Source organism: Pseudomonas sp. X10, assembly GCF_054889225.1.
On record NZ_CM142677.1, the window covers coordinates 2,287,641 to 2,308,541 of the forward strand.

21 protein-coding genes are annotated in these 20,901 nt (G+C 63.3%); 11 read left to right on the forward strand and 10 right to left on the reverse strand.

Annotated features, from left to right (window positions below):
* Window positions 1–83: 83 nt before the first annotated feature.
* Window positions 84–1,424 carry a serine hydrolase domain-containing protein gene (locus ACYU03_RS10515; RefSeq protein ID WP_461890430.1) on the reverse strand — a complete coding sequence of 447 codons (1,341 nt, stop codon included), beginning with the start codon at window positions 1,422–1,424 and terminating at the stop codon, window positions 84–86.
* 151 nt (window positions 1,425–1,575) lie between these two features.
* Between ACYU03_RS10515 and ACYU03_RS10520 the strand changes: the two genes are divergently transcribed.
* From ACYU03_RS10520 to ACYU03_RS10535, 4 genes are all read left to right on the forward strand, one after another.
* Window positions 1,576–2,487 carry a LysR family transcriptional regulator gene (locus tag ACYU03_RS10520; RefSeq protein WP_461890432.1) on the forward strand — a complete coding sequence of 304 codons (912 nt, stop codon included), beginning with the start codon at window positions 1,576–1,578 and terminating at the stop codon, window positions 2,485–2,487.
* 109 nt (window positions 2,488–2,596) lie between these two features.
* Window positions 2,597–4,144 carry an AMP-binding protein gene (locus ACYU03_RS10525; protein ID WP_461890434.1) on the forward strand — a complete coding sequence of 516 codons (1,548 nt, stop codon included), beginning with the start codon at window positions 2,597–2,599 and terminating at the stop codon, window positions 4,142–4,144.
* Between the two features lie 20 nt (window positions 4,145–4,164).
* Window positions 4,165–5,328: an acyl-CoA dehydrogenase family protein gene (locus ACYU03_RS10530; RefSeq protein WP_461890436.1), complete on the forward strand. Its 1,164-nt coding sequence runs from the start codon at window positions 4,165–4,167 to the stop codon at window positions 5,326–5,328.
* 67 nt (window positions 5,329–5,395) lie between these two features.
* Window positions 5,396–6,697, forward strand: coding sequence for an MFS transporter (locus ACYU03_RS10535; RefSeq protein WP_461890438.1), 1,302 nt, complete (start codon window positions 5,396–5,398; stop codon window positions 6,695–6,697).
* 5 nt (window positions 6,698–6,702) lie between these two features.
* On the opposite strand, the gene ACYU03_RS10540 is transcribed toward ACYU03_RS10535, so the two are convergent.
* Window positions 6,703–7,644, reverse strand: a complete 942-nt coding sequence (locus tag ACYU03_RS10540) for a LysR family transcriptional regulator (protein ID WP_461890439.1) — start codon at window positions 7,642–7,644, stop codon at window positions 6,703–6,705.
* Between the two features lie 178 nt (window positions 7,645–7,822).
* Between ACYU03_RS10540 and ACYU03_RS10545 the strand changes: the two genes are divergently transcribed.
* The 3 genes from ACYU03_RS10545 to ACYU03_RS10555 are packed head-to-tail and all read left to right on the forward strand — an operon-like array spanning window position 7,823 to window position 9,667.
* A complete protein-coding gene (locus tag ACYU03_RS10545) occupies window positions 7,823–8,203 on the forward strand; it encodes a YidH family protein (protein WP_461890441.1) in 381 nt (126 codons plus the stop codon).
* Window positions 8,200–8,511: a DUF202 domain-containing protein gene (locus tag ACYU03_RS10550; RefSeq protein WP_461890443.1), complete on the forward strand. Its 312-nt coding sequence runs from the start codon at window positions 8,200–8,202 to the stop codon at window positions 8,509–8,511. The genes ACYU03_RS10545 and ACYU03_RS10550 overlap by 4 nt, the downstream gene beginning before the upstream one ends.
* 37 nt (window positions 8,512–8,548) lie before the next feature.
* On the forward strand, window positions 8,549–9,667 hold the full coding sequence (locus tag ACYU03_RS10555; protein ID WP_461890445.1) for a CaiB/BaiF CoA transferase family protein: 1,119 nt from the start codon (window positions 8,549–8,551) through the stop codon (window positions 9,665–9,667).
* Between the two features lie 98 nt (window positions 9,668–9,765).
* Here the strand turns inward: ACYU03_RS10555 and ACYU03_RS10560 are convergent, their stop codons facing one another.
* From ACYU03_RS10560 to ACYU03_RS10585, 6 genes are read right to left on the reverse strand one after another with little or no spacing between them, the layout of a single operon-like run.
* A complete protein-coding gene (locus tag ACYU03_RS10560) occupies window positions 9,766–10,149 on the reverse strand; it encodes a RidA family protein (RefSeq protein WP_461890447.1) in 384 nt (127 codons plus the stop codon).
* Window positions 10,150–10,182: 33 nt separating this feature from the next.
* Window positions 10,183–10,878 (reverse strand): DUF3726 domain-containing protein, encoded by a 696-nt coding sequence (locus tag ACYU03_RS10565; protein ID WP_461890449.1) that lies wholly within the window; start codon window positions 10,876–10,878, stop codon window positions 10,183–10,185.
* Between the two features lie 2 nt (window positions 10,879–10,880).
* Window positions 10,881–12,575: a hypothetical protein gene (locus ACYU03_RS10570; protein WP_461890451.1), complete on the reverse strand. Its 1,695-nt coding sequence runs from the start codon at window positions 12,573–12,575 to the stop codon at window positions 10,881–10,883.
* Window positions 12,576–12,601: 26 nt separating this feature from the next.
* Window positions 12,602–14,152, reverse strand: coding sequence for a BCCT family transporter (locus ACYU03_RS10575; RefSeq protein ID WP_461890453.1), 1,551 nt, complete (start codon window positions 14,150–14,152; stop codon window positions 12,602–12,604).
* 58 nt (window positions 14,153–14,210) lie between these two features.
* Window positions 14,211–15,197, reverse strand: coding sequence for a dipeptidase (locus ACYU03_RS10580; RefSeq protein ID WP_461890455.1), 987 nt, complete (start codon window positions 15,195–15,197; stop codon window positions 14,211–14,213).
* Between the two features lie 13 nt (window positions 15,198–15,210).
* Window positions 15,211–16,653, reverse strand: coding sequence for an aldehyde dehydrogenase family protein (locus ACYU03_RS10585; protein WP_461890457.1), 1,443 nt, complete (start codon window positions 16,651–16,653; stop codon window positions 15,211–15,213).
* 92 nt (window positions 16,654–16,745) lie between these two features.
* Between ACYU03_RS10585 and ACYU03_RS10590 the strand changes: the two genes are divergently transcribed.
* From ACYU03_RS10590 to ACYU03_RS10600, 3 genes are all read left to right on the forward strand, one after another.
* Window positions 16,746–17,633, forward strand: a complete 888-nt coding sequence (locus ACYU03_RS10590) for a LysR family transcriptional regulator (RefSeq protein WP_461890459.1) — start codon at window positions 16,746–16,748, stop codon at window positions 17,631–17,633.
* A 444-nt stretch (window positions 17,634–18,077) separates the two neighbouring features.
* Window positions 18,078–18,296: a hypothetical protein gene (locus tag ACYU03_RS10595; protein ID WP_461891555.1), complete on the forward strand. Its 219-nt coding sequence runs from the start codon at window positions 18,078–18,080 to the stop codon at window positions 18,294–18,296.
* On the forward strand, window positions 18,268–18,657 hold the full coding sequence (locus ACYU03_RS10600) for a formylglycine-generating enzyme family protein (RefSeq protein ID WP_461890461.1): 390 nt from the start codon (window positions 18,268–18,270) through the stop codon (window positions 18,655–18,657). Before ACYU03_RS10595 ends, ACYU03_RS10600 begins: the two co-directional genes overlap by 29 nt.
* Window positions 18,658–18,751: 94 nt before the next feature.
* On the opposite strand, the gene ACYU03_RS10605 is transcribed toward ACYU03_RS10600, so the two are convergent.
* Together ACYU03_RS10605 and ACYU03_RS10610 are read right to left on the reverse strand one after the other, a co-directional pair.
* Window positions 18,752–19,231: a hypothetical protein gene (locus ACYU03_RS10605; RefSeq protein ID WP_461890463.1), complete on the reverse strand. Its 480-nt coding sequence runs from the start codon at window positions 19,229–19,231 to the stop codon at window positions 18,752–18,754.
* 86 nt (window positions 19,232–19,317) lie between these two features.
* Entirely contained in the window at window positions 19,318–19,818 is a 501-nt protein-coding gene (locus tag ACYU03_RS10610) for a GNAT family N-acetyltransferase (protein ID WP_461890465.1), read from the reverse strand.
* Between the two features lie 236 nt (window positions 19,819–20,054).
* Between ACYU03_RS10610 and ACYU03_RS10615 the strand changes: the two genes are divergently transcribed.
* The gene (locus tag ACYU03_RS10615) at window positions 20,055–20,864 is read left to right on the forward strand and encodes an alpha/beta fold hydrolase (protein ID WP_461891440.1); all 810 of its coding nucleotides are present in this window, start codon (window positions 20,055–20,057) and stop codon (window positions 20,862–20,864) included.
* Window positions 20,865–20,901 lie beyond the last annotated feature (37 nt).

The following is a 20,901-nucleotide window of genomic DNA, read 5'->3' on the forward strand; positions in this document are numbered from 1 at the left end:
ACGCGGCGCAGCATCGGCCAGGTGCTGTTGAATCGACAGAGGTGTAGGTGGCCGGTCTGTTGGGCCGGCCACGGGGTGGCGCGCTACAGCAAGACGGGCAACAGGGCGCTGATCATGTTGTTGAAGGCGGTGGTGGTGTCCGCCGCCTGGCCCGTCGCGACCGGCGCCGCGCCAGCGCTGGTGGAGCGGGGCGCCATGTCGGGCGCCGAGGACATCTTGACGATTACCAGCTCGCGCTTGGGGTTGATGTAGATCCGCTGGCCAAAGCGCCCGGCCGCTTCGATCGAGCCGTCGCCATCGTTCTTCTGGTACCAGTAGTCCCGGTAGGCATAGCCAGCGCGGTCCTTGGCCCTGGGGCTCTGGGCAATCAATGCCTGGTTGTCATTGGGTTGCAGGGCCAGTTGCACCGCTTGGGCAAACGCGGAGCTGTCAGCGGGCTTGGCCCAGGCCTGGCGAATAGCTTCGGCAAAGCGCGCAGCATCGCGCAGGGTGCTGCTCATGCCGCCGCTGGCCATCTCCGTACCCTGGGCATCGACCTGGCTGTAGGCGTCGTCTTCGGCAAACTGCGACCAGATGCGTTCCGACACCAGTGCCGTCCAGCTCTTCCCGGTGACCCGGCGCATGGCCCAGGCCACGGCCTCTGGCGAGCCGTTCTGGTAGTACCAGAGGGGGCCGTCACTGGCCTTCTCGGGCAATGTGGTGACCTGCAGAAAGCTGTAGATGCTGTCAGGCATGCCCGGTTGGCGCGGCACGATGCCAGCTGCGGCGAACAGGCCAATATCCGGTGGCACGTTGGTGGGGTAGACGGCGTCTACCTGCATGTCCAGGTTCTGCTGCAGCGTGGCTTCGCCGAAGGGCGTACCGGCCAGTTCCGGCACATAGCTGGACAGCTTGGCGTCTGGCGACAGCTTGCCTTCGGCGATCAGGCCGGCGGCGAGCAGGCCGGTCACCGACTTGGTCATGGAGGCCCAGATATGCGGTTGTTCGGGGCTGAACGAATCGAGGTAGCGCTCGTACACCCGCTTGCCGCGATGTAGGACGATAAAGCCGTCGGTGAAGGTGGCGCGCAGGTATTCGGGCAGTGACAGAGATTGGTCCCCGACGTTGAATTCAAGCTGGTCCAGCGCGGCGGCCTCACCCTCTGGCAGCGCCAGGGGGCTGGGCGCGCGGCGGATGCCGGTGGTGGGCGTCATCGCCCGGGCGTTGCGCAGGGCCCAGCGCAGGTTGGGCATTTCGAAGGCATTGTGTTGGGTCACGCGCTTGTCCATGGCGGGTGGAAAGCCCTGCATCACACCCAGCCTTACCGGGTCGCTGGTGTCCGTGGTGGCATGGGCCTGGCTACTGGCAATGGCCAGCAGCAGGGCAGGCAGCAGTCGTGTGCAGGCGGTGAAGGCGGGTGAAGCTTCAGGGTTTTTGCCACTCATTCTTGTTATCTCCTGGAGGTACAGCCTGAGGGGAGCGCCTATCCCCTGCGTTGCAGCCCAATGGCGAGCTGACGTTGAACTCAGTCTGAGAGCGCGATATACCTGTTCGCAATGCATCAACAGCTATAGATACATAGCCAAGAGGAATGTCATGGACGTGCGTGACCTGGAGTACATCATCGCGGTTCAGCAGTGCGGGACGGTGGGCAAGGCCGCTGAGCAGCTCGGCATTACCCAGCCTTCGCTGACCAAGGCGGTGCGCCGTGTCGAGACCCAGCTGGGCGTCATGTTGTTCGAACGCACCTCCACCGGCATGCGCCTGACCCAGGCTGGAGAACTCTTTCTCGAGCGGGCCAAGCGCTTGAGCCGCGACTTCGACGATGCCCTGGCCGAGATGCGCGGAATTCGCAGCGGCGAGCAGGGTGGTGTGCGCCTGGGCTATTCGCCCTCGCTGCCCGATGCCCTGGTGGTCGCCAGTTGCCGGCGGCTGTTGCGCGAGCGTCCGGCGGCCCGCCTGCGCATGCGCAGGCGCCTGGCCAGTGAACTGCTCGAGCTGTTGCGCAACGGTGAGATCGATGTGGCGGTCATGCCGATCTCGGCGGCCACCGAGGGCTTCGACACGCAGACGCTGTATGAGGATTGCCTGGCCGTAGTGGCCGATGCCCGGCACCCCTTGGTCGCCAGGGCGCATGTACAGCTCAGTGATTTGCAGGATCAGCAATGGCTGTTGCCGGAGGGACACATCAGCATCCGCCAGGCCCTGGACAATGCCTTTATCCAGCAAGGCCTGCCGCCACCGACCCTGCGGATCGAAGCGGACTTCAGCAGCGAAGCCTTGTTCGGCCTGATCGTCGGCACTCCCACGCTGACACTGTCGCGCTGTGGGCGAATGACCCAGGCCGCAGGGCTTGCCCCCTTGAACCTGGATCTTGGCGGCCTCGACCTGCGTCGCCGTATCGGTTTGATCACCCGGGCGGGCGGTTACTTGTCGCCGGTCTGCAAGCGCCTGATCGAACTGTTCAAGGACGAGGCTTGCGAGCGCAATATCCAAGAGTGGTTGTAGGCGGGCCCATCCCATTTTGTTATGGGGGACCCCGCAAGAGTTGTATTGGCGGGCTTTTTTTCTCCACTTGTAAGATCGGCGCACCCCGTCTTACTTCGGAGAATAAAAAGTGAACCTCGGAAAGATACTGAGCCGAAGTGCGCGTTACTGGCCGCATAACGAGGCGGTCGTCGACAGCCGCCAGCGCCTGACCTACACGCAACTCGAAGCGCGGACCAATCGCCTGGCCTCGGGCTTGCTGAAACTTGGGCTCGAGCCTGGCGCCCATGTGGCGGTCCTGGCGGCGAACCGTGTCGAGCTGGTCGAGGCTGAGGTGGCCTTCTACAAGGCCGCCATGGTCAAGGTGCCGATCAATGCGCGCTTGTCGGCAGAGGAAGTCGTGCGTGTGCTCAACGACTCGCGCAGCGTCGCAGTGATCACCGGTAGTGCGCACGCCACGGCCCTGGCCGCCAACCGCGAAGCGCTGCCGTACCTTGAATGGATCATCGTGCTGGCAGAGGAGGGGGGCGACATCCCCTATCGTGAAGTCCTCGACATGGGTGATGAGCGAGCACTGCACAGCGATCCCCATGACGATCAACTGGCAGTGCTGCACTACACCTCGGGCAGCTCCGGGGTGCTGAAGGCGGCGATGCTGACCTTCGGCAACCGCAAGGCGCTGGTGCGCAAGAGCCTGGCCAGCCCGGTGCGTGGCGCGGGGCCCGACGATGTCATGGCCCATGTCGGCCCCATCACCCATGCCAGCGGCATGCAGATCATGCCGCTGCTGGCCGTGGGCGCCTGCAACCTGTTGATCGAACGCTACGACGATGAACTGCTGTTGCGCACCATCGAGCAGGAGCGGGTGACGCGCTTGTTCCTGGTGCCGGCGATGGTCAACCGCCTGGTCAATGTCGAGGGCGTCGAACGCTTCGACCTCAGCAGCCTGCGCTTGGTGATGTACGGCGCCGCGCCAATGGCTCCGGCGCTGGTAGAGCGCGCTATCCAGGTGTTCGGGCCGATCCTGGCGCAGGGCTATGGCGCGGGCGAGACCTGTTCGCTGGTGACAGTGCTGACCGAGCAGGATCACTTGGTCAAGGACGGCGATGCCCGCCTGCTGTCGTCCTGCGGACGCTGTTATTTCGAGACGGACCTGCGGGTGGTCGACGAGCAGTTCGAGGACATCCGCCCCGGTGAGATCGGCGAAATCGTGGTCAAGGGCGACGACATCATGAAGGGCTACTGGCAGGCGCCAGAGCTGACTGCCGAAGTCATGAGGGACGGTTACTACCTCACCGGCGACCTGGCCACGGTCGATGAGCTGGGCTACGTGTTCATCGTCGACCGCAAGAAGGAAATGATCATTTCCGGCGGCTTCAACATCTACCCCAGCGAAGTCGAACAGGTGCTCTACCGCCTGCCCGAGGTGTTCGAGGCTGCCGTGGTCGGCGTGCCGGACGAGCAGTGGGGGGAAGCGGTGAAAGCGGTGGTGGTGCTCAAGCCGGGCGCCGGCCTCGATGAGGCTCAGGTCATGGCGTACTGCGCTGAGCACCTGGCGGGCTTCAAGAAGCCGCGCAGCGTCGACTTCATCGATGAACTGCCGAAGAACCCTAACGGTAAGGTCGTGCGCCGCCTGGTTCGCGATGGTTACTGGAAAAACAGTCAGCGCAAGATCTGACGCCGCAGGAGCAGAACCCAATGATTGAGCCAAGCGAAAAAGCCAAACGCATCATCAGTGACATGCAAGCCTTTGTCCGCGATGAAGTCATCCCGCTGGAAAAGAAAGCGCAGTTGCAGTGGGGAGAGGCGCACCCCAGGTCGGTTCTTGCCGATGTCTGGAAGCGCTCCTGCGAGCTGGGCTTCTACAACGTCATGCTGCCCGAGGAACTTGGCGGCGCCGGTTTGAGCGTGGTGGACCTGTGCGCGGTCAAGGAGGCGGCGATTCTTACCGGCTCGATGCTCGCGCCTCACGTACTGGGCGAGTTGAGTGGCCCGCCACGGATCGGCCACCTGTTCAAGGTGGCCAGCCAGGTGCAGGTGGAGAAGTTTTTGCAGCCGGTGTGCCGGGCGGAAAAAGCGGTGTGTTTTGCCTTGACCGAAGCCGAGGCCGGCTCCGATGCCACGGCGATCAAGACCAGCGCCCAGCGTGACGGTGACCACTATGTCCTCAATGGCGCCAAACGCTACATCTCGGGCGCGCCTTATGCCGACTTTGCCGTGTTGCTGGCGGTGACTGGGCCGGGGCAGGGCGCGGCTGGCATCTCGGCTTTCTTCGTCGACCTCAAGGGCCCGGGCGTGCAGATTGATGCGGACTACCAGGTGATGTCCGGTGCGGGCAGCCATGGCAACATCGAGCTGAAAGAGGTGCGCGTACCGCTGGAGAACCGCATCGGCGACGAGGGCGCGGGCTTCAAACTGGCCATGGGGCGTATCACCCTCAACCGCTTGCTGCATTGCCCGACCATGCTCGGCATGGCCGGCCTGGCCCTGAACCTGTCGATCGACCATGCCCGCACGCGCACCCAGTTCGGCAAGCCGATCGCCATGTTCCAGGCGGTCAACCACATGATCGCCGACATGGCCACCGAGCTGCTGGCGGCACGCAGCATGATGTACGCCACGGCGGCGTTGAACGATGCTGGCGGCGATATCCGCACCCAGGCGCCGATGTGCAAGCTATACGCCTCGGAGGCGGCGTTCCGCATCGTCGACCGTGCCGTGCAGGTGCATGGTGGTGCTGGTCTGATCCGCGGCAATCCGGTCGAGTGGATGTTCCGCGCCACACGTATGATGCGTATCCTCACCGGCACCAGTGAGATCCAGCGCAACACCATCGCCAAGGGCATCCTCATGCCTGGCTGAGCCCTTGCGTTTGCGCCCGCCTGAGCGGCGGGTGCCTTCTACCTATAACAATAATCAGAGGTATTCCATGCCCGGCATCGAACCCACCTATCGCCCTAGAGCCGCCTGGACCATTGCGGCGCTGTTGGCGGTGATGATGATGGTGAACTTCCTCGACAAGGTCGTTATCGGCCTGGTCGCCGTGCCCATGATGCATGACCTGGACCTGACTCCCGCGCAGTTCGGCCTGATCGGCGGTGCCTTGCACTGGCTGTTTTCCATTTCGGCAGTGGTCGGCGGCTTCATGGCCAACCGCAAGCCTACGCGTACCCTGTTGCTTGGCATGGGCCTGTTCTGGGCCTTGGTGCAGTTGCCCATGCTGTTTGCCACCTCGCTCTGGACCATCGTGGCCTGCCGGGTGTTGTTAGGCATCGGCGAAGGGCCGGCATCGCCGGTAGCCACCCACGCCCTGTACAAGTGGTTCCCCGACGACAAGCGCAGCTTGCCGGTGGCCTTGCTGCATTCAGGCAGTGCCATGGGCCTGCTGGTGGCCGGCATGCTGATTCCCTGGGTGAGCCTGCACTATGGATGGCGCACCAACTTTGCCGTGCTGGCGGCCATCGGCCTGGTGTGGTGCGTGGCCTGGCACCGCCTCGGCAAGGAGGGCCAGCTGGACAGCGTCCTGCCGGTCAAGGCCGCGGGTCCCGTGGACCCGGCGCGCATGCCTTACCGGCGGCTGCTGAGCGATCCCACGGTCCTGGGCAACTACTTCGGCCATTTTGCCGCGAACTGGTCCCTGGCGCTGACCCTGACCTGGGTGCCGTCCTATCTGGAGAAGGGCTTGGGCATGAGTTCGCTGAGCGCCGGGCGGATGTTCGTGGTGTTCGTGCTGGTGACTACACCGCTGAGCCTGTTCATGGCCTGGTGGTCGCAGCGCCTGTTGCGCCGTGGCCTGCCGTCACGGGTGTCGCGTGGCGTGTTCGTCTCGGTCTGCCTGATCTGCAGCGGCATCCTCGCCGCGTCGCTGGTGCTGCCGGGGCTGTCGACCATCGAGCGCATGATCTGCCTGACCCTCAGTGGCGGCCTGGCCCTGGTGATGTATTCGATCGGCCCAGCGATGCTGGCTGAAGTCGTGCCCAGTGGCCAGCGGGGCAGCATGCTGGCGATCGGCAATGCCTGCGGCTCGTTGGCCGGTCTTGCGGCACCGGTGGTCACTGGGTTCCTGGTGCAGAGTGCCGACGGCCTCAGCGGCCAGGGCTATGCCCATGGCTTTGCGGTGTGCGGCGCGATCCTGGTCGTGGCCGGCCTGGTGGGGCTGTTGACCATGAACCCGCAGCGCTCACACAACCAACTCAAGGCGCAGGGGCCCGCCATCGCTGTGCGTGGCTGACCGGGTCAGGCGTCCTGGCGAGCCTGCGCCGGCTCGATCAGTTCGCCTTTCCAGCGTCCTGTCTGCACCACTTCGATCAGCAGGGCGCGGACCAGGTCGCGCATGCACGAGGCGGCAAAGGTCAGCGGCCTGTGGGTCGAGTAGGCGATGGACACGGTCCGTCGCACGCTCGGCTCGACAATGCGCCGGGCCACTTGCTGTGGGTTCTCTTCCACCGCCGGCCAGTTGCCGATGGTCGCGGCCAACCCGCTGCGTACCAGGCTGCTCACGCCTTGGGCGGTCTGTTGCTCGTAATGGACATTGAGCTCCAGTCCAGCCTCGATGGCGGCCTGCTCCACCCGCCGGCGCAGGTGCGAGCTTGCCCGTGGCGCCATCACCAGTTGACTGCTGACGGCCTTGGCCAGGGTGATGGTGCTCCCCGGGCTGGCCGGCGCCTGCAGGCTCAGCCAGTAGAGCTCCTCGGTGAAGACCGGTTCGGCATGCACATGGTCAAGCTCTTCGGCATTGGGCACCACGCCAAAGTCGACCTTGCCCAGTTCGATCGCTTCCCCCCCTTCCTGGCTGAGGCCGTCGCGTACGGTCAGCTCGATGCCAGGAAACTTTTCGCTGGCGCGGGTAATGATCAGCGGCAGCAGCAGGGCCGACGCGGTGACCGGGATGGCGATGGCCACCCGGCCCTTGGGATTGCCCTTGGTCGACTCCAGCTCATCCTTGACCGAATCGACGGTCTGCACCACCGAACGGGCGATCTCGTACAAGCGCCGCCCGGCATCGGTGAGGTTGATGCCATCGTGCAGCCGCTCCAGCAACTGCATCTCCAGTTCGCTTTCCAGCAGGTTGATCTGGCGGCTTAACGCAGGTTGCGCGATGTAGGCGCGGCGGGCCGCCGACGAGAAGCTTCCCGCTTCGGCAATGGCAATCAGATAACGCAGTTGTTTGAGTGTCATGGAGTTTCCGCGGCCATGCCGGAGCGTTATGGGCTGTATTCGAAGACGATATTGGTGCCGTGCGCAGCGGCTTACTAGGATGGCGCCATTGCTTTCATATGACCTGTTTATTGCCTGTGTTGCAACGCTAGCGTGTTGATTTTCAATGCGTTGCTTCCAGGCCACCGGAGCCCGCCGCATGAAGCCCACTGCTTCTTCATCTGCCTTGAGCCGGTTGTTACTGGGGCAAGGGCAGGAGCCTGATCCACGTTTTACCCTGGCCAATGAGCGTACTTTTCTGGCCTGGATACGCACGGCGCTGGCCCTTCTGGCCAGCGGCATTGCCGTCGAGGCTTTCACCTTGGAGCTTTTCAGCCCCGGCGCCAAGCGCAGGCTGGTGGTCGGCTTGCTGGGCTTGAGCCTGATCGTCAGCCTCAACGCCTTCTGGCGTTGGTTGAGCGTGGAGCGGGCGCTGCGCCAGCAAGCCGTACTGCCGGTGTCGTTGTTGACGCCGTTGCTGTCGTTGGGTTGCACATTGCTGGTCGGCGGTGTGATGGCCGCCCTCTGGGGGCTCTGGTGAGAGACGCCGGGCTGCAGCCAGAGCGCACCACCCTGGCCTGGCGCCGCACGCTGATTCTGCTGGTGCTGGTGGCGTGCCTGGCCCTGCGTTGCCTGCGCCTGCACCCGCTGCTGATTGGTACTGGCATCGCCCTGGCAACGCTGCTGGCGCTGGCGGCCCTGGTCGAGCAGCGCCGCTGTTACCGGCGCGCGCACCAGGGGCTTGCCGGTCAGGGCTCGGCCTGCAATCCGCTACCGCTGTTGTCTCTGGCCCTATGCACGGCATCGCTGGCGATGCTGGTCCTGTCTGGCGTAGTGGCGCAAGCGTGAACTCCCCTGGTGTGTTTTTTCGATAAGGAGCAGCAGCATGAAACCGGATTGGTCCTGCCTCAAAGACGTAAAGATCATCGATGTCAGTCAGCTGTTGCCCGGCCCTCATGCCACCTCGCTGCTGTTGCAGCTGGGGGCGGACGTTATCAAGGTCGAGCAACCTGGGACGGGCGATACTTCGCGCCTGCTCGGCAATGCAGTGTTCGCCCAGTTCAACCGGGGCAAGCGCTCGATTGCCCTGAACCTCAAGGACCCAGCCGGCAAGGCCGACTTCCTTGAGCTGGTACGTCACTGCGATGCGGTAGTGGAGGGCTTCCGGCCTGGTGTCATGCAGCGTCTGGGCCTGGGTTACGAGGAACTGGCCAGGGTCAATCCGGCCATTGTCCTGTGTTCGATTTCAGGGTTCGGCCAGACGGGTCCCTATGCGGCCTATGCCGGTCACGACCTCAACTACCTGGCCATGGCCGGTTACTGGTCGGTCCCGGTGCAGGTCGAAGACAAGGTCGCCCGACCCAAGGTTCGCCTTTCCGATTACGCGGCTTCCGCCTATGCCGCCTTGTCGTTGTCGGTGGCAATCATGAGTGCCCGCCAGCAGGGTGTCGGCCAGCACCTGGATGTGTCGGTGCACGATGCCATCCTCTCCTGGACTGCCCACATGGCCTGGCTGTCCCGTGGCTTTGAGGACAGCCCCGTGGCCGCGCCGACCGTGATGCCCGAGAACGACATCTTCCAGACCCGCGATGGCCGCTACCTGGCCATGGGCATTCTGGAGAATAAGTTCTGGGTGACCCTGTGCGAGGTGCTGGGCGATGAGTTCCCGCAACTGAGGGACGAACGCTTCGCCAACCGCATGGCGCGCTTTGGCCACAAGCAGGAGGTCAATGCTTTGCTCAAGGACATCTTCCTCAGCCGTACCCTGGCACAGTGGAGCCAGGCGTTGGCCGGGGTCGACCTGCCATTCTCGCCGCTGCTCACTGCCACCGAACTGTTCGACGACCCGCATGTCCAGGCGCGCGGCACGGTGCGCCCGTTACCGGCGGAGCGGGCGATCAGCGTGGGCTTCCCGGTGAAGTTCTCCCGCGGCTTGCCGGACAGCGATGCTGCGGTTCCGGCGCTCGGCGAATATGGCATCGAGGCGTTCAAGGCCGGTATCTGAAATGCTGGCGGTCGACGCAGGCCGTGTAGGCGCCAGCGTCAGCTGGCGATGGGCCGGTGATCTCCTACACGGTTTGCTCCGACCTTGAGAGGTAGCGGTCACGCCACCAGCGGCATGCAGGCATACACCACCAGTTCCACCAGCATTTCTTCGCGGGCCAGCCCGGCCACCACGACCGCTGCGCGGTTGGGGAAGGGCGCCTGGAAGTATTCGGCATACACGGCATTGACCGTGGCCAGGTAGCTGCGGTCGGTGACGTAGATCAGCACTTGGGTGACGGCGTCCAGCGAGCTGCCTGCGGCTTCCAGGGTGTGACGCAGGTTGTCCAGGGTCTGCCGGGCCTGGGCTTCGATACCGCCTTCGACCACCTGGCCCTCGGCGTCGATGGGGATTTGCGCGGTGTAGAGCGTGCCATTGCCGACGACGGCCCATTCCAGGGGCGCTTTGGCGGCGAACAGGTTGGTTTTGATGGCGTATTTCATGGCGGGATTCCAGGTTGAACAGGACGGTGAATGTCAGTCGGCATCGCTGCCGCCGCCAGCGCCACGCTGACGCGAGGCTTCGCTGCTTTCGACCAGCACATGGTCGGCCAATTGTTTGAGCCGCTGCCAGGTTTGCTCGCTGACGTCGAAACCCTGCCCGAGCGCCAGGTGCATGGCGGCGGCAGCAGGCGCATGGGTGGTCGGGCGGTTGAATGTGACGGTGATGCTCTGCTCGCCCCCTTGGCCGGGAGAGGGCAGGTCTTCGATGTGCACGTCTGGGCGGCTGTTGCCGGCACTGAAGGTTGCGATGCGTACCTGGCGGGCATCGCGCCAGCGCGCGTGCACCTCTAGCCCCAGCTCGGCCGCCCGGCACAGGTAACCGAGCAACAGCAGGCGGTTATGGCAATGACGGATCCGCAAGATAGCCTGGCCGGTGCGCAGCGCCTTGGCGAGGGTCAGCTCCACGGCGGTCGCGGCGCAGCGCAGCACGCTCTGGCCCTTGGCATCGATGACCAGCAAGGCGCTGTCTTCATAGCACAGGGCAAAGAGTTGGTCGGCTTCGCTGCGTAGGTAGTCCAGTGCCTTTTCCAGCGCGCCGACGCCGTCCAGTCCTTGCATTTGCAGCCAACCGACCATGTCGGCCGCATCTTCGCAATCGCCGCTGGCAAAGCCCATGCCTTCGAAGGCCTTGCGGCACATCACCTGGATTTCGTTGAGGGATACGCGCATGTTCACTGACCTCCGCCTGGCATGACCGCAAAGTTCCAGTCGTCATCGAACGGCTGGCCAATCTCGCTCACCAGCGGCGCGCCCTGGAACAGGGTGATACGGACCCAGCGGCTGGATTTGGGGTCGAACTTGCCCGCGCCGAAAAACGCCAGTTTGCAGCGCAAGAGATGGATCGGCAGCATGTCGTGGGCCAGCAGGTTGGCGCGGATTTCACCGTAGGCGCATTGGGCCATGCCCTGCAGGCGGCGGACCGTGCCCTTGAACGCCGGCTGGGCGATCAGGAAGTGCGCGGTGAGGTCGTTCGGATGAGCGTGCAGATGGTCGAGCAGCGCGGCGCGGCAGCGCTGGATATTGCGCGCGATGCCCAGTTGCATCTCCTTTTCGGCACCTGGCTCCTCGGCGCGCATGCCCAGGCGTGGCTCTTCTTTTTCCGCAGAGCGGTACCAGAAGAAATGCTCGGCGTCGGCAGTGCTGAAGTCATAGGCCAAAGCCCATCCATACCGAGTCTCGATCAGTTCGCGCAACTGCGTCAGGGGCATCTGGGCATCCAGGCGCCAGCCTTCGACAACGCCCATCTGCTCGGCCAGAGGGGTCACCAGGTCGGGGTACAGCTCCAGCAACAGGCTTACCAGCAGCTCCTGGCAGCCGACGCCCGCATGGCTTTCGCTCCAGGCTTGCAGGCGTGGCCAGAGATCGCCGCTGCTGGGCTGGCGGGCGAGCCAGTCGGCCAGGGCCGAGAGGTCCGCCAGGGTTTGTTGGTCTTGCGCGTGTTGGCGCGGGTCTTCGGTCAGGGTCTGTTGCAGGTGCTGGCGTGCCCGTTCGAGCAAGTGGTGCAGGCGTTGCAACTGCGCAGGGGCGGCCGGTTGCGCCAGTACCCGGGCAAGGGCGGTTTCCCGCGCCCAGATCCACTGGTTGACCAACTGCGGATGGTTGAGCAGGAACGGCGCCATACCGAGCCCGGTGGAGTTGCCGACGCCAAGGTAGCGTTGCAGTGCCACGTCCAGTTTCACCGCGCGCTGCGGATTGCGTGCCCGCGCCATGTGTTCGATCTGCTCGACACTGAAGTGACGCAACAGGTACACGGTGAACATCTGCGCGCTGAAGGGCTGGCTGAAATCCGGGTTGTCTTGCAGGCAGCCAAAATCGGCGATGCCGAACTTGCCGTTGCCGTACACGGCGGTGGTGCGGTAGAGGTAGCCGACTTCGGCCAGTTGGCGCGGGTCAGGCTGGTTGCCTTCGGCCAGCGCCGTGATGAACCGCTCGAAATTGCGCAGGCTGCGGTTGGCGCGGGACAGCACCAGCACCCGGGCGTCGAAGCGGCCGGCCTCTTGCAAGGGCGCGTTGCGCCGCAGGTCGGCCAGTTGCTGCTCATCCACATCCCCTGCAACCAGGACGAAGCTCACGTCCCATTGGTCGGCGATCACCCGGTCGCTGCGCTTTTCTGGCGGCAGGTAGGCCGAAAAGATCACGCAGTGGTAATGCGCCGTGGGCGTGTCGATGCGGTAGATGGCCGTGCCATAGCCCTCGGCATCCAGTTCGAAACAGCTGCGCTGGATGCGCCAGTGTTGCTTCATCATCCGGCGCATGCTGCCGCGCACGAAGCTCAAGGGGCTCTGGAAGTGGCTGCCCAGCCGGGCCAGGTCCATGACCTGGCTGGCGGGGCGCAGCGGGAGTGCTTCAAAGGCTTTGTTGGACATTATTGTTGTTCCTGGGCGCATCATGTTCAGAGACCTTGCTCGCGGGCCATGTGCCGGGCGATCCGCACGGCATCCCAGAGCGCCGGCAGGATCACCAGCGACACCGGCACCGCGGTGATGACGATGAAGGATTGCAGGGCGGTGACGCCACCTGCGCCGATGGTGATCAGCACCACGGCCGCGAGGCCCATGCCGATGGCCCAGAAGCCACGCAGCCACTTCTTCGGCTTGTCGGTGCTGGACATGGCCAGCGCCACGGTGAAGGACATGGCGTCGCCATTGGTGGCTACCGAGATGAAGCTCAGGAACAGGAACAGCGCGCTGATCAGGCCGCCCAGCGGCAGGTTCTGGGTCACCCCCAGCAGCAGGGCTTCAGGTTCGCTGCCGTGGGCCGTGACGATGCCCGGCGTCTGCAGTTCCAGGCCGATGCCGGTGCCGCCGACCACGGTGAACCAGAACATGGTCACCACCGGGGCGATGAACGACAGCGTCATGATGATCTCGCGGATGGTGCGGCCCCGCGAGATCCGTGCGACGTACAGTGCGACCATGGGTGCATAGCCGATGAACCAGCCCCAGAAGAACACCGTCCACCAGTCCAGCCACTCGGGGTCGGCACGGAACATCGCCAGCGGGATGAAGTGCTCGACATGCAGGGCGAGGGCCGAGGGGAAGCTGCTGAGAATGAACAGCGTCGGCCCGAACACCACCATGAACAGCGCCAGCCCGATCATCAGCCAGACGTTGATCTCGCTGACGAAACGAATGCCCTTGAGGCCCACCAGGCAGGAGACGGTGTACATCAGCGTCACCAGGATGATGGTGATCGATTGGGTGAGGATGTCGTTGGGCACGCCCCAGACTGCGTGCAGGGCGCTGCTGATTTGCAGCCCCAGGAAGCCGATTGGGCCAATGGTGCCAGCGACCACGGCGATGATCGAGGCCGCGTCGGCCAGGGTGCCGATCGGTCCCTTGAGGGCGCGCTCGCCAAACAGCGGGTAGAGCAGGGTGCGTGGGGCCAGCGGCAGGCCCTTGTCGTAATGCAGGTGCATCAGCACGATGGCCAACAAGCTGCCGAGTACCGCCCAGGCCAGGAAGCCCCAGTGCACGAAGGATTGCGCCAGCGCCGCGGTGGCCGCTGCTTCACTGTGTGGCTGCACGCCGGCGAAGAACGGTGGCGGGCTGGCGAAGTGCATCAGTGGCTCGGCCGCGGCCCAGAACGCGCCACCGCCGGCAAGCAACGCGCACATGATCACGGCGATCCAGTTGAAGGTGCTGATGTCCGGGCGTTGCTCGATGCCGCCCAGGCGCACGCGCCCGCATTTTGAGAAGCAGATGCCGACGCTGACAGCGAAGGTCGCCAGCATCAGTACCTGCCAGTACAGGCCGAAGGCCTTGGTCGACCAGGCGAACAGGGTATTGACCAGCGCCGACACCGCGTCGATGTCGACCAGGGCCGCGACCAGGAACGCCGCCAGGAAGCCACCGCTGATCAGGAACAGCGGCCAGTCGATATCCCGGGCGACCGGCAGGCTCATGGCCTGGCCGTCGGCTTGCAGGGTGGTTGGGTTTTTCATGAAGCCTCCAGAGACCAGCGATTGTTTTTATTGTTCATGCTGTCCATGCGGGGACGGCTCAGGTCTGCGCCGTGGTGGCGGTTTCCAGCAGGCGCAGCCAGTTGAGCCCCATGATGTTGCGCACCTCATCTTCGGCAAACCCTCGGGCACGCAGGCCTCGGGCGATATTGGGGAAGTCGCGGCTGTCACGGAACCATTGCAGCGCAGCGGGCCAGTTGGCGTTGTCCTTCGAGCCTTCGCCGTAGTCCTTCTCCTTGCTCCAGCGCCCGTTGCGCATCCATTCGAGCACTGTCAACGGTTGTGACTGGCACAGGTCGGTGCCAATGCCGATGTGCTCGACGCCCATCAGGTCGGCGGTGCTGGCGATCATGTCGCAGAAGCTCTCCAGGCTGCAGTCCGAGGCACCCTTGAGGTGGAAGGGGTAAGTGCTGAAACCCAGCAGCCCGCCGGATTCGGCGATGCCGCGCAGCACCGCATCGGACTTGTTGCGCTTGGCCGCGTGGAAGCTCGACGGGTTGGCGTGGGAGACGATCACTGGCCGGCTCGACAGCTCGATCGCTTCCAAGGTGCTGCGCTCGGCACTGTGGGACATGTCGATCAGCATGCCGACGCGGTTCATCTCGGCGATGACCTGGCGGCCAAAGCGACTGATCCCGTTGTCTTCACGTTCGTAGCAGCCGCTGGCCAGCAGGCTCTGGTTGTTGTAGGTGAGCTGCATGACGAACACGCCTAACTGGCGGAAGACTTCCACCAGGGCGATGTCGTCTTCGATTGGCGAGCAGTTCTGGAAGCCGAAGAAGATGCCCACCCGGCCTTCCTCATGGGCCAGGCGGATATCGCTGGCCGAGCGCACCGGGCGGATCAGCTCGGGCCAGGTTTCGAAGCGACGGTTCCATTCGCCGATCCGCGAGAGGGTTTCGCGTGCGTTCTCGTGGTAGGCGATGGTGGCGTGTACCGCACTCAGGCCGCCGGCCTGCATCTGCTGGAATATCTCCGAGCTCCAGTTGGAGTACTGCAGGCCGTCGATCATCAGTAGGTCGTGCATGGCGCGTACTCCTTCAAGGCCGCAGGTAGGTGGTCTTGACCACGGTGTAGAAGTCGCGGGCGTACTGCCCCTGTTCGCGGGGGCCGAAGCTGGAGGCTTTGCGGCCGCCGAACGGCACGTGGTAGTCGGTGCCGGCGGTGGGCAGGTTGACCATCACGCAACCGGTTTGGGCACGGCGCTTGAACTCACTGGCATGGCGCAGCGACTGGGTGATGATTCCGGCGGTGAGGCCGTATTCGGTGTCGTTGAGCGTCGCCAGGGCTTCCTCGAAATCAGCCACGCGGATCACGCAGGCGATCGGGCCGAACACTTCCTCGCGGTTGATGCGCATGTCATTGCGGCTGTCGATGAACAACGCCGGGCGCATGTAGTAGCCGTCGGTCTGCAGTTGCAGGCGTTCGCCACCCTCGATCAGTGTGGCGCCTTCGGCCTGGGCCAGGCGCAGGTACTCCAGGTTCTGCTCCAGCTGGCGGGCTTCGGCCACGGGGCCGATGTGCACGCCGGATTCCAGGGCCGGGCCGACCTTGAGCTGGCGCATGCGCGCGCGCAGGGCCTCGACAAAGCGGTCGTGGATGCCATCGCAGACGATCAGGCGCGAGGACGCCGTGCACTTCTGCCCGGTGCCGAAAAACGCACCGTTGAGGGCGCATTCCACCGCGACGTCGAGGTCGGCATCGTCCATGACCACCAGGGCGTTCTTGCTACCCATCTCCAGTTGGCAACGCACCAGGTTGCCCGCGGTGGCGACCGCGACACGCCGGCCGGTGGCCAGCGAGCCAGTGAAGGTCAGCGCGTCGATGTCGGCTGAGTGCGCCAGGGTTTCACCGACGCTGGCGCCGCTGCCCATGACCAGGTTGAAGGTGCCTGCGGGCAAGCCCTGGCGGCTGATGATCTCGGTCAGCGCCCAGGCGCTGGCCGGCACTAGGTTGGCTGGCTTGAAGACCACGGCGTTGCCGAAGGCCAGGGCCGGGGCGATCTTCCACGCGGCGGTGGCCATGGGGAAGTTCCACGGGGTGATGATGCCCACCACGCCGACCGGTTCGCGGTGCACTTCGATGTCGATGCCGGGACGCACGGAAGCGGCGGTCTCGCCCATCTGGCGTAGCACTTCGGCGGCATAGTAGTGGAAGAACTGGCCGCTGCGGTTGACTTCGCCGATGCCCTCGGCCAGCGGCTTGCCTTCTTCACGCGAGAGCAACTGGCCAAGCTCTTCCTTGCGGGCGATCAGCTCGTCGCCGATGGCCATCAGCACCTGCTGGCGTGCTTCCAGGCCAGTGGCGGCCCACAGCGGTTGCGCGGCACGGGCGGCCTGGATGGCTTGCAGGGTGTGTTCGGCGCTGGCCTGGTGGTATTCGCCGATCAGGTCGCGGGTGTCAGAGGGGCTGTGGTTGCTGAGAGTGCCGTGGCCTTCGCACCAGTGGCCATCGATGTAGTTCTTGTAGGTATTGAGTGACATGAGAAGCCTCCGTTTGCCTGGCTCTCATCTTGCGAGCAATATGGCGCAAATAAAAATTAATAAAAAAAATGATTCGATAAGGAATGCTAACCATGTTGCCCGAGCTGAAAATCGCCCAGTTGCGCTATTTCGTGTTGGTCGCCGACCTGAAGAGCTTCCATGGCGCCGCCCGCCAGGCGTACCGCACTCAGCCGGCGATAAGCCTGGCGGTGCGCGAGCTGGAGCAGAAGCTGGGCCAGGCACTGATCGAAAAGGGCGGCGGGCGGGTTGAACTGACGCCTTTTGGCGAACACTGCCTGCCGTTGTTCCGTGGCCTGATCGAGCACCACGACCGCATCGCCCGTGAGGCCACCCTGTTGGCCCAGCATGAGATTGGCCAAGTCAGCATCGCCACCGTGCCCTCGGTGGCCAGCCGGCTGTTGCCTGGCCCGCTGGGGCGTTTCGTGGCCGACCATCCGAACGTACAGGTCAGCATCCAGGACGGCACCGCCGACAGCGTCCAGCAGTTGCTGGCCCAGGGGCAGGTGGATTTCGGCATCAGCAGCATGTGGATGGCCGACGAGCAGATCGAATTTGTCCCGATCCTCCATGACCAGATGGGCGTGGTGTGCCGTGCCGACCACCCCCTGGTGCATGCCGATGGTGCCTTGCACTGGTCGCAACTGCAGGGCTTGCCGATGATCCGCAACGGCACTTCACGGTTGCTGGAAGGCACTGACGCCGAGTGCCTGCTGGAGCACAGCCGATTGTTCGTCTCCAACATGATCTCGCTGATCGCGATGCTGGAAGAAGGCGTGGGGATCAGCACCTTGCCTTACCTGGCGTTCCCGCTGGAGAACGAAAAACTCACGTTCTTGCCCCTGGCCGAGCCGAAGGTCGAGCGGCAGATCGGCATGTTGACGCGCAAGGGGCGCAGCCTGTCGCCGGCGGCGCAGGCGTTGATGGGGTTCTTGACGGCGCAGTTGCCGCAAGGGGTGTAAAAGCGCTTGTCATCGGCCGGTATCTTGCCGGCCGCCCGCACGCCTTATCCAAATCGATGATTTTGTAGGCTGTTTCTGAGACCTGCCTATGACGTTTCCTGTTCGCCGTTTACCGGTGGAATCGTTGTCTCCCGTCGCCCACTCTTCCCGCCGGCATTCCTTCCGCTTCTCCGGAGACTGGGTGGCAGCGTGGTGCGAGGAGTGATCGATGGGCACGGCTACACCCCGACATGGGCATGTTGCGTGCCCATATCAATCCGCAATTGAAGGGTTTTATCGGCGCGTCGGTCTTGCTGGAAGGCCAGCTTCATTGAAGTCGACTGGAGAGTTTACCGACTTCTGCCGCATCTGTGCACTATTGCCGGCGTGGTAGTTTCGGTCTGTGTGTAGAGATGGGTATTTAATCTTTGAATTTGTTTGGGTGTTATGAACAGAAGAGTCTGGGTGTTTGGCTTGGTTTTGGGTTTGGTTGCGGGATGTGACGAGAAGGTTGCTGCGCAAGCGGTATCGCACGTGAAGTTGGATTATATAAGGGAGTTTGCTGATGTCGTGAAGCAACAGCTTGTGTTTGTCGACGGGGGTGAGTTTTTGATGGGGGACTTCGGCTCGAAGTTTGGGAAAGAAGAACTGCCATATGATAGTGAAAAGGGCAGCAAGCCATAGAAATTGGGTGGAAGACCGACTCGTTTACCCCGTTACAGTTGATAGATTTCCCCCTAACCCCTTGGGGCTTCATGACATGTCGGACAATGGCTTGGAGTGGGTGGAGGATTGGTATGACCCGCATTATTACGCAAATTCCCCTTTTCATGACCCGCAGGGGCCGGACGAGCCTAGCCGTAAAAACTATTACGGTAAGTACACAAAAGTTTTGCGTGGACAGGTTACCGCAAACCCTTTGTGGGGGGGGGTTAATGTTCTGCGAAAATTTGTGAGCCCTGATGGTGTCGACGATTTTCTTGGTTACCCCAATTTGAGTACGGCTCGCTGCGTGGTAGATTATCCGGAGCGCATTAATAAGTAGTAGTCATGTACTTGATTGAAGGGCGATAGCAGTTGGCTATAAATGCTAACACTATCTTGGCATACGCCCCTCCAAAAGAACGAAGCTAAATGACTCAGCGTCCCGCTTTTTCCAGTTCCGCGAGTTCCTTCTCGACTTGCTGCATCCGCTCCGTCGCCAGCGTCTGGGTCTTTTCGTCCTGAGCGCTTTCGATCATCAGTTCGGTCAGCTTCTTGCCCAATCGCTTGCCTTCCTCGGTGCTGCTCAGGTCGCGGGCCTTCACCGGATCGTGGGTGGCTTCGACGATGGTGTCGAATTCGGCGTCGGTGAAGTTCTTTTCGCTGTACAGCTTGAGCAGGTCTCTGTGCTGGTCTTCGACCGTCAGGTGTCGGCGCAGCACTTCCTTGATCTTTTCCTTCGGCACGTCGGCATGGCGCTGTTGCAGCAGGGTGGCGATCTTGTCGATGTTGTTTTCGTACGCTTCCTGGATCGGTAGGTTGGCCAGGATCTTCTCTTCGCGGCTGTCCTGCTGATCGCATGCGGCCAGGGCAGCGATCAGCAACAGGGGCAACAGCAATTGACTAAAGCGTGGCATGGAGAAGGCCTTGGGCAGAGGGGCTGGGGGAGGGTGCAATACGGCGAGTCTACAGTCAGGCGCTGTCGGGTGTGAATCGGCGGCGCCTATCCACGGTAGGAGAACACCGCGAACTCGTGGTCGTCGAACAGGAATGTGGCGACTTCTTGCATGCCCATCTTCAGGTGCGCGTGCATTGACGCTTCATTGTCCTTGCGGATGAACAGGATGCCTTCTCGCCCCGGCTCCAACTGGCACAGATGGGCGAACATCCTTTGCGCCAGCCCCTGGCCCCGTTCTTCCTCGCTGACACAGATCGGACCATAGATATAAGCATCGGGGGGCCCGGGGTAGGCCTCCAGCATAGCCTTGACCAAGGGGAAGTCGGCATTCATCTGGCGTGTCGCCGTGAGCAGGAACCCTGTCACCCGCGTGCCCCGGCGCGCCACGATCAGCGGCATTTCCCGCATCATCGCCAGGATGCGCTCGGGCGGTAGGCTGGCAGCGAGCAAGCCGCCACGCTCAACCTGGTTGCGGGCCTGCAAGTCCAGTATGCCGTCCAGGTCCTTCTCGTTGGCTTGGGTGACAACCTGGGCATGATTCGTCATCTGTCTGTACCCCAAGATTGCGCTGAGGTGCTGGTTTACAGGATAGGGATAGAGTTCGTGTTACATACTACATGTGTACCATGTAACTACGCGGTTCGCGCAGAGGACGCTGAACCGGCAACGCCTTCAGGTGACTCTACGAAATCATAGTCAGTTCCCGCTCTTGCTGATGGCTATTCGCGTGGGCGCTACACTGCGCTTCTCTTGCTCGCGTAAAGGAGGTGTCGGTGACCGCGATGACTGGATTCATCGATGTGCAGAGCCATTGGATCGAGACCCCACTGGGGCGGCTGTTCGCCCGTCGCTGGGTGACCACTGACGGAGGGGGCAGGGCGCAGAAGCCGCCGATCATCCTTTTCCATGACTCGCTGGGCTGTATCGAACTTTGGCGGAATTTTCCCGATCTCCTTTGCCAGGCCACCGGGCATGAGGTGATCGCCTATGACCGGCTCGGGTTCGGCCAGTCCGATCGATACCCGGGGGCGCTGCCGCCCGACTTCATCCGTGACGAAGCCGTGCGTTTCTTTGCATTGCTCAAGCAGGAGCTGCGGGTCGATCGTTTCATCGCGCTGGGTCACAGCGTCGGCGGGGCGATGGCGGCCAACGTGGCCTTCCTGCATCCCCAAGACTGCATCGGCTTGATCACCATCGCGGCACAGGCCTTCGTGGAGGACAGGACGGTGGACGGGATTCGGCAGGCCCAGGTGTACTTCCAACAGCCTGGCCATTTGCAGCGGCTGGAGAAATACCATGGCGACAAGGCCCCGTGGGTGTTGTCGGCGTGGACGGATAGTTGGTTGTCGGAGTCGTTCAGTGGCTGGACGCTCGAGGAGCAGGTCGAGCGGGTCGAGTGCCCGTTGTTGGCGTTGCATGGGGATCAGGATGAGTACGGTTCGAGCTTGCATCCGGCGCGTATTGCGCGACTGTCACCGCAGTTGGGCGAGTATCGGATTCTGGCGGGCTGTCACCATGTGCCGCATCGGGAGGCGCCGGAGGTCGTGCTGGAGGCGGTGCAGGGTTTCTTGCGTGGGGCTGGCCATCGGTGAGGCAGGTAGCGTCCCGGCACGGCGAGCGTTTGGCAGC

Excerpts from the sequence above, each read along its gene's own strand:
- ACYU03_RS10610 (WP_461890465.1), bottom strand. The coding sequence starts at position 19,818 with ATGACGAATCATGCCCAGGTTGTCACCCAAGCCAACGAGAAGGACCTG.
- ACYU03_RS10530 (WP_461890436.1), top strand. The coding sequence starts at position 4,165 with ATGATTGAGCCAAGCGAAAAAGCCAAACGCATCATCAGTGACATGCAA.
- ACYU03_RS10515 (WP_461890430.1), bottom strand. The coding sequence starts at position 1,424 with ATGAGTGGCAAAAACCCTGAAGCTTCACCCGCCTTCACCGCCTGCACA.
- ACYU03_RS10545 (WP_461890441.1), top strand. The coding sequence starts at position 7,823 with ATGAAGCCCACTGCTTCTTCATCTGCCTTGAGCCGGTTGTTACTGGGG.
- ACYU03_RS10535 (WP_461890438.1), top strand. The coding sequence starts at position 5,396 with ATGCCCGGCATCGAACCCACCTATCGCCCTAGAGCCGCCTGGACCATT.
- ACYU03_RS10615 (WP_461891440.1), top strand. The coding sequence starts at position 20,055 with ATGACTGGATTCATCGATGTGCAGAGCCATTGGATCGAGACCCCACTG.
- ACYU03_RS10555 (WP_461890445.1), top strand. The coding sequence starts at position 8,549 with ATGAAACCGGATTGGTCCTGCCTCAAAGACGTAAAGATCATCGATGTC.
- ACYU03_RS10590 (WP_461890459.1), top strand. The coding sequence starts at position 16,746 with ATGTTGCCCGAGCTGAAAATCGCCCAGTTGCGCTATTTCGTGTTGGTC.
- ACYU03_RS10605 (WP_461890463.1), bottom strand. The coding sequence starts at position 19,231 with ATGCCACGCTTTAGTCAATTGCTGTTGCCCCTGTTGCTGATCGCTGCC.
- ACYU03_RS10575 (WP_461890453.1), bottom strand. The coding sequence starts at position 14,152 with ATGAAAAACCCAACCACCCTGCAAGCCGACGGCCAGGCCATGAGCCTG.
- ACYU03_RS10560 (WP_461890447.1), bottom strand. The coding sequence starts at position 10,149 with ATGAAATACGCCATCAAAACCAACCTGTTCGCCGCCAAAGCGCCCCTG.
- ACYU03_RS10565 (WP_461890449.1), bottom strand. The coding sequence starts at position 10,878 with ATGCGCGTATCCCTCAACGAAATCCAGGTGATGTGCCGCAAGGCCTTC.
- ACYU03_RS10520 (WP_461890432.1), top strand. The coding sequence starts at position 1,576 with ATGGACGTGCGTGACCTGGAGTACATCATCGCGGTTCAGCAGTGCGGG.
- ACYU03_RS10600 (WP_461890461.1), top strand. The coding sequence starts at position 18,268 with ATGATAGTGAAAAGGGCAGCAAGCCATAGAAATTGGGTGGAAGACCGA.
- ACYU03_RS10570 (WP_461890451.1), bottom strand. The coding sequence starts at position 12,575 with ATGTCCAACAAAGCCTTTGAAGCACTCCCGCTGCGCCCCGCCAGCCAG.
- ACYU03_RS10580 (WP_461890455.1), bottom strand. The coding sequence starts at position 15,197 with ATGCACGACCTACTGATGATCGACGGCCTGCAGTACTCCAACTGGAGC.
- ACYU03_RS10585 (WP_461890457.1), bottom strand. The coding sequence starts at position 16,653 with ATGTCACTCAATACCTACAAGAACTACATCGATGGCCACTGGTGCGAA.
- ACYU03_RS10540 (WP_461890439.1), bottom strand. The coding sequence starts at position 7,644 with ATGACACTCAAACAACTGCGTTATCTGATTGCCATTGCCGAAGCGGGA.